Annotated in this window: 4 protein-coding genes; all 4 read left to right on the forward strand. The window is 71.9% G+C overall.

The window, feature by feature from the left end; translation table 11 throughout:
- Positions 1-161 precede the first annotated feature (161 nt).
- Positions 162-956: a TIGR03084 family metal-binding protein gene (locus L0P92_RS41555; protein WP_234768322.1), complete on the forward strand. Its 795-nt coding sequence runs from the start codon at positions 162-164 to the stop codon at positions 954-956.
- A complete protein-coding gene (locus L0P92_RS41560; RefSeq protein WP_308289809.1) occupies positions 953-2,659 on the forward strand; it encodes an acyclic terpene utilization AtuA family protein in 1,707 nt (568 codons plus the stop codon). Before L0P92_RS41555 ends, L0P92_RS41560 begins: the two co-directional genes overlap by 4 nt.
- The gene (locus tag L0P92_RS41565) at positions 2,656-4,254 is read left to right on the forward strand and encodes an acyl-CoA carboxylase subunit beta (RefSeq protein WP_234768323.1); all 1,599 of its coding nucleotides are present in this window, start codon (positions 2,656-2,658) and stop codon (positions 4,252-4,254) included. Before L0P92_RS41560 ends, L0P92_RS41565 begins: the two co-directional genes overlap by 4 nt.
- Before the next feature lie 10 nt (positions 4,255-4,264).
- Positions 4,265-5,561, forward strand: a 1,297-nt coding sequence (locus L0P92_RS41570; RefSeq protein WP_234768324.1) for an acetyl-CoA carboxylase biotin carboxylase subunit, incomplete at its 3' end; no start/stop codon positions are given.

A 5,561-nucleotide genomic window follows, 5' to 3' on the forward strand; every position in this document is an offset into this window, starting at 1 on the left:
CCGCCCCACCCGCACCCACAACCTTCCCCGGGTGAACACTCCTCAATTAATGCAAGCATGCTTGCTTGTTTTCCGTGGCGCTGCCATGCTCCTCACCACGCCGCATCACGCCGCATCACGCCGCATCACCCCGCACACCGCCGTGCCCCAGGGAGCGCACCGTGTCCGACCCGACGCCCGTGTTCGACGATCTGCGCGAGGAGAGCGAGGAACTCGACCGGCTGGTCGCCGAGTTGGACGCCGAGCAGTGGGCGCTCGCGACTCCGGCGCCCGGCTGGACCGTCGCCCACCAGATCGCCCACCTCGCCTGGACGGACCACTCGGCGCTGCTGGCGGTGACCGACGTGGACGCCTTCCACACACTGGTGGAGAAGGCGCTGGTGACGCCGGGCTCGTTCGTCGACGAGGGGGCGGAGGAGGGGGCCGGTCTTCCGTGCGCCGAACTGCTGGCGCGGTGGCGGGAGGGGCGGGTCGCGCTGGACACGGCGTTGCGCGAGGCGCCCCAGGGTGTCCGCTTCCCTTGGTACGGCCCGCCCATGTCAGCCGCCTCCATGGCAACGGCCCGACTCATGGAGACCTGGGCTCACGGTCTGGACATCGCCGACGCGCTGGGTGTGGTGCGCACACCTACCGACCGGCTGAGGCATGTGGTGTGGATCGGGGTGCGGACGCGGGACTTCGCCTTCGGTGTGCACGGACTTCCCGTGCCGCTCGACGACTTCCGCGTCGAACTCGTCTCGCCCTCCGGCGAGCTGTGGGCATACGGCCCCGAGGACGCCCCGCAGCGCGTGACCGGTCCGGCGCTGGACTTCTGCCTCCTGGTCACCCAGCGCGCCCACCGCTCCGACCTCGCCCTGCGCGCCGAAGGCCCCGACGCCGACCGCTGGTTCGACATCGCCCAGGTCTTCGCGGGGCCGCCGGGCGCGGGTCGTGCGCCGAAGGGGACGGCACGGTGACCCCGCCCGCCTCGTCGCCGACCACCCCTCCGCCCCTTCGGATCGGCAACGCCTCCGGCTTCTACGGCGACCGCTTCGACGCCATGCGCGAGATGCTCACCGGCGGCGAACTGGACGTCCTCACCGGCGACTACCTCGCCGAGCTGACCATGCTGATCCTCGGCCGGGACCGGCTGAAGGACCCGGGTGCCGGATACGCCCGTACCTTTCTGCGGCAGCTGGAGGAGTGCCTCGGGCTGGCGCACGAGCGGGGGGTGCGTGTCGTCGCCAACGCGGGCGGGCTCAACCCGGCCGGACTCGCCGACGCCGTACGGAAACTCGCGGACCGGCTCGGCGTCCCTGTGCGCGTCGCCCATGTGGAGGGCGACGACCTCAAGGACCGGTATCCGGACAGCCTCGCCGCCCACGCCTACCTCGGCGGCTCCGGCATCGCGGCCTGTCTGCGCGAGGGCGCGGACATCGTCGTCACCGGGCGGGTGACGGACGCGGCCCTGGTCACCGGGCCCGCCGCCGCGCACTTCGGGTGGGGGCCCGGGGACCATGACCGGCTCGCGGGTGCTGTGGTCGCCGGACATGTGCTGGAGTGCGGGGCGCAGGCCACCGGCGGCAACTACGCGTTCTTCGACGAGGCCGGCGCTACCCGCCCCGGCTTCCCGCTCGCCGAGCTCCACGAGGACGGCACCTGCGTCATCACCAAGCATCCTGGCACCGGCGGTCTGGTCGACGTCGGCACGGTGACGGCCCAGCTGTTGTACGAGACGGCGGGTGCCCGGTACGCGGGACCGGACGTCACCGCCCGGCTGGACACGGTACGGCTCACCCAGGACGGCCCCGACCGGGTACGGATCGACCGAGTGCGGGGCGAGGCCCCGCCGCCGACCCTGAAGGTCGGCGTGAACCGCCTCGGTGGCTTCCGCAACGAGGTCGTCTTCGTCCTGACCGGGCTGGAGATCGAGGCCAAGGCCGCTCTCGTGCGGCGGCAGATGAGCGACGCCTTCGCCAAGTCCCGGCCCGCCGAGGTGCGTTGGGACCTGGTGCGCACGGACCGGCCCGACGCACCGACGGAGGAGACCGCGAGCGCGCTGCTCAGGCTGGTCGTACGGGACCCGGCCCAGGAGAACGTCGGACGGGTGCTGAGCGGGGCGGCCGTGGAGCTGGCCCTCGCCAGCTACCCCGGCTTCCATGTGCTCGCACCACCTGGAAAGGGCTCGCCCTATGGGGTCTTCGAGGGTGTGTACGTCCCCCATGGTGCCGTCGACCATGTGGCCGTCCTCCACGACGGACGCCGGATTCCTGTGCCGTCGGCCCACGACACCCTCGTAGTCGACGACCTGCCGCAACCGCCCGCCCCCGAACCGCTGCCGCCCGGACCCACCCGGCGCGCCCCCCTCGGCCTGATCGCCGGAGCCCGCAGCGGCGACAAGGGCGGGAACGCCAACGTCGGCATCTGGGCGCGCACGGACAACGCGTGGCGTTGGCTCGCGCACGAACTCACCGTCGAGCGGTTCCGGCAGCTGATCCCCGAGAGCCGGGAACTGGAGGTCACCCGGCACGTCCTGCCCAACCTGCGCGCCCTCAACTTCGTCGTCGAGGGCATCCTCGGCGCGGGCGTCGCCGCCCAGCACCGCTTCGACCCGCAGGCCAAAGCGCTCGGCGAATGGCTGCGCAGCCGCCACCTCGACATCCCGGAGGTCCTCCTGTGACCGTCCTCGCCTCCTCCCTGGACCCGACGAGCCCCGAACTCGCGGCCAACCGCGAGGCCATGCTCACCAAGCTGGCCGAGCTCGACGCCGAGCACGCCAAGGCGCTCGCCGGGGGCGGCCCCAAGTACGTCGAGCGGCATCGCAAGCGCGGCAAGCTCCTCGCCCGTGAGCGCGTCGAGCTGCTCCTGGACCCCGACACGCCCTTCCTGGAGCTGTCCCCGCTGGCGGCCTGGGGCAGCGACTACACGGTCGGCGCGTCCCTCGTCACCGGTATCGGCGTCGTCGAGGGCGTGGAGTGCCTGATCACCGCCAACGACCCGACCGTGCGCGGCGGAGCGAGCAACCCCTGGTCGCTGAAGAAGGCCCTGCGCGCCAACGACATCGCGCTCGCCAACCGGCTGCCCGTGATCAACCTCGTCGAGTCGGGCGGCGCCGACCTGCCCTCCCAGAAGGAGATCTTCATCCCCGGAGGCGCCATCTTCCGGGATCTGACACGGCTGTCGGCGGCCGGGATCCCCACCGTCGCGGTCGTCTTCGGCAACTCGACGGCCGGCGGCGCCTACGTCCCCGGCATGTCCGACCACGTGATCATGGTCAAGGAGCGCGCCAAGGTGTTCCTCGGCGGGCCGCCCCTGGTGAAGATGGCCACCGGCGAGGAGAGCGACGACGAGTCCCTGGGCGGCGCGGAGATGCACGCGCGCGTGTCAGGCCTCGCCGACTACTTCGCCGTCGACGAACGAGACGCCCTGCGCCAGGCACGCCGCGTGGTCGCCCGCCTCAACCACCGCAAGGCGTACGGCGATCCGGGCCCGGCCCAGCCGCCCAAGTACGCCGCCGACGAACTCCTCGGCATCGTCCCCGGCGATCTGCGCACCCCCTTCGACCCGCGCGAGGTCATCGCCCGGATCGTCGACGCCTCCGACTTCGACGAGTTCAAGCCCCTGTACGGCACCAGCCTGGCGACGGGCTGGGCGGCCCTGCACGGCTATCCGGTCGGCGTGCTGGCGAACGCCCAAGGGGTGCTGTTCAGCGAGGAGTCGCAGAAGGCGGCCCAGTTCATCCAGCTCGCCAACCAGCGTGACATCCCGCTGCTGTTCCTGCACAACACCACCGGCTACATGGTCGGCAGCCAGTACGAGCAGGGCGGCATCATCAAGCACGGCGCGATGATGATCAACGCGGTCAGCAACAGCCGCGTGCCCCACCTCTCCGTCCTCATGGGCGCGTCGTACGGCGCCGGCCACTACGGCATGTGCGGACGCGCCTACGACCCTCGCTTCCTCTTCGCCTGGCCCAGCGCCAAGTCGGCCGTCATGGGCCCCCAGCAGCTCGCCGGAGTGCTCTCGATCGTCGCCCGGCAGTCGGCGGCCGCCAAGGGACAGCCGTACGACGAGGAGGGGGACGCGGCCCTGCGCGCCATGGTGGAGCAGCAGATCGAGTCGGAGTCGCTGCCCATGTTCCTGTCCGGGCGGCTCTACGACGACGGTGTCATAGATCCCCGCGACACCCGAACGGTCCTCGGTATGTGTCTGTCCGCCATCCACACGGCGCCTTATGAGGGCGCGCGCGGTGGCTTCGGCGTCTTCCGGATGTGAGGGATCACCAGTGATCACTTCTGTGCTCGTGGCCAACCGGGGCGAGATCGCGTGCCGTGTCTTCCGCACCTGCGGTGAGTTGGGAATCCGGACGGTCGCCGTGTACTCGGACGCCGACGCGAACGCCCTCCACGCGCGCGTGGCGGACGCGGCCGTACGGCTGCCGGGGGCGGCGCCCTCCGACACGTATCTGCGCGGCGACCTCATCGTGAAGGCGGCCCTCGCGTCCGGCGCGGACGCCGTGCACCCCGGCTACGGCTTCCTCTCCGAGAACGCCGACTTCGCCCGCGCGGTCCTCGACGCGGGCCTCGTCTGGATCGGCCCGCCACCGGAGGCGATCGAGGCCATGGCGTCCAAGACGCGGGCCAAGCAGCTGATGGGCCTGGCGCCCCTCGGCGAGGTCACCGACACCGATCTCCCCGTCCTGGTCAAGGCGGCCGCGGGCGGCGGCGGGCGCGGAATGCGCGTCGTACGGCGCCTGGAGGAGCTGGACGCCGCCCTGGAGAGCGCCCGCACCGAGGCCGCGAGCGCCTTCGGCGACGGTGAGGTGTTCGTCGAGCCATACGTCGAGAACGGCCGCCACGTCGAGGTACAGATCCTCGCCGACACTCACGGCACGGTCTGGGCGCTCGGCACCCGGGACTGCTCCCTGCAGCGCCGCCACCAGAAGGTGATCGAGGAGGCCCCCGCACCGGACCTGACACCCGAACTGACCGACTCCCTGCACGAGATGGCCGTACGGGCAGCCCGCGCGGTCGACTACACAGGCGCCGGCACCGTCGAGTTCCTCGTCGCCGGTGACAAGGCGCACTTCCTGGAGATGAACACCCGCCTCCAGGTCGAACACCCCGTGACCGAAGCCGTCTTCGGCCTCGACCTGGTCGCCGAACAGCTCCGCGTCGCCGAGGGCCACCGCCTCCCCGACGAGCCGCCACGCGCGCGTGGCCATGCCGTCGAGGCCCGCCTCTACGCCGAGGACCCCGCCCACGACTGGGCCCCGCAGACCGGCACCCTGCACCGTTTCGCCGTCCCCGACGGCGTCCGCCTGGACACCGGCTTCACCGACGGCGACGACATCGGCGTCCACTACGACCCGATGCTCGCCAAGCTCATCACCCACGCTCCCACGCGCGCGGAGGCGCTCCGCAAGCTCGCGGGCGCCCTCGAACGGGCCACGCTCCACGGCCCGCCCACCAACCGCGACCTCCTCGTCCGCTCCCTGCGCCACGAGGAGTTCACGACCGCCCGCATGGACACCGGCTTCTACGACCGCCACCTGACCACCCTGACCGCCCCGCCCCCCGACC

It is taken from the genome of Streptomyces muensis, from assembly GCF_021474425.1.
Classification (GTDB): Bacteria; Actinomycetota; Actinomycetes; order Streptomycetales; family Streptomycetaceae; genus Streptomyces; species Streptomyces muensis.